The organism is Bacillus sp. JK62, assembly GCF_053663455.1.
The window spans coordinates 1-1,011 of sequence record NZ_JBSJQA010000017.1 but is presented as its reverse complement, the minus strand read 5'-3'; the positions used below and the strand labels follow the sequence as shown (position 1 = coordinate 1,011).

8 tRNA genes are annotated in these 1,011 nt (G+C 49.4%); all 8 read right to left on the bottom strand.

Annotated elements, in window-relative coordinates:
• Window positions 1-209: 209 nt before the first annotated feature.
• Window positions 210-285, bottom strand: a tRNA-Ala gene (locus ACWJJ4_RS19830).
• 4 nt (window positions 286-289) lie between these two features.
• Window positions 290-366 (bottom strand) — tRNA-Pro (locus tag ACWJJ4_RS19825).
• 16 nt (window positions 367-382) lie between these two features.
• A tRNA-Arg gene (locus ACWJJ4_RS19820) sits at window positions 383-459 on the bottom strand.
• Window positions 460-470: 11 nt separating this feature from the next.
• Window positions 471-556: transfer RNA gene (locus tag ACWJJ4_RS19815), tRNA-Leu, on the bottom strand.
• Window positions 557-570: 14 nt separating this feature from the next.
• A tRNA-Gly gene (locus tag ACWJJ4_RS19810) sits at window positions 571-645 on the bottom strand.
• A gap of 24 nt (window positions 646-669) precedes the next feature.
• Window positions 670-751: transfer RNA gene (locus tag ACWJJ4_RS19805), tRNA-Leu, on the bottom strand.
• 6 nt (window positions 752-757) lie between these two features.
• Window positions 758-833 (bottom strand) — tRNA-Lys (locus tag ACWJJ4_RS19800).
• 36 nt (window positions 834-869) lie between these two features.
• Window positions 870-945, bottom strand: a tRNA-Thr gene (locus ACWJJ4_RS19795).
• Between the last annotated feature and the right edge of the window lie 66 nt (window positions 946-1,011).

Below are 1,011 nucleotides of genomic sequence, written 5' to 3'. Positions count from 1 at the left end.
ACGCCGCCAGCGTTCGTCCTGAGCCAGGATCAAACTCTCCGATAAAGTAGTTTGACTGACTACGCACATCGCTGTGCGATTTATTTAAAACTTTGAATTAACAGGTACGTTTTGTCTTGTTTAGTTTTCAAAGATCATTTTGTTCACTTTCTCAAGCAACTTTTTAAGTATATAATAAGTTTCTCTCAAAGTCAACATTTTTTTATAAATGGTGGAGCCTAGCGGGATCGAACCGCTGACCTCCTGCGTGCAAAGCAGGCGCTCTCCCAGCTGAGCTAAGGCCCCGAAGTGGTCGGGAAGACAGGATTCGAACCTGCGACCCCATGGTCCCAAACCATGTGCTCTACCAAGCTGAGCTACTTCCCGATTTTTCAAAAAATTATGGCGCGCCCGAGAGGAGTCGAACCCCTAACCTTTTGATCCGTAGTCAAACGCTCTATCCAATTGAGCTACGGGCGCATAATAATGAATGCCGAGGGCCGGACTTGAACCGGCACGGTAGTCACCTACCGCAGGATTTTAAGTCCTGTGTGTCTGCCAATTCCACCACCCCGGCGTGGATGGTATAGTTGGAGCGGAAGACGGGATTCGAACCCGCGACCCCCACCTTGGCAAGGTGGTGTTCTACCACTGAACTACTTCCGCATACAGGATAACTATCCTGTATAATGCGGGTGAAGGGACTTGAACCCCCACGTCATAAGACACTAGATCCTAAGTCTAGCGCGTCTGCCAATTCCGCCACACCCGCGTAACATGGTGAGCCATGAAGGACTCGAACCTTCGACCCTCTGATTAAAAGTCAGATGCTCTACCAACTGAGCTAATGGCTCTTTTTAAAAGACTTGTGTTATTATCTTGTCCAAAAATGGTGCCGGCCAGAGGACTTGAACCCCCAACCTACTGATTACAAGTCAGTTGCTCTACCAATTGAGCTAGGCCGGCAAATATGGTGGAGGATGACGGGCTCGAACCGCCGACCCTCTGCTTGTAAGGCAGATGCTCTCCCAG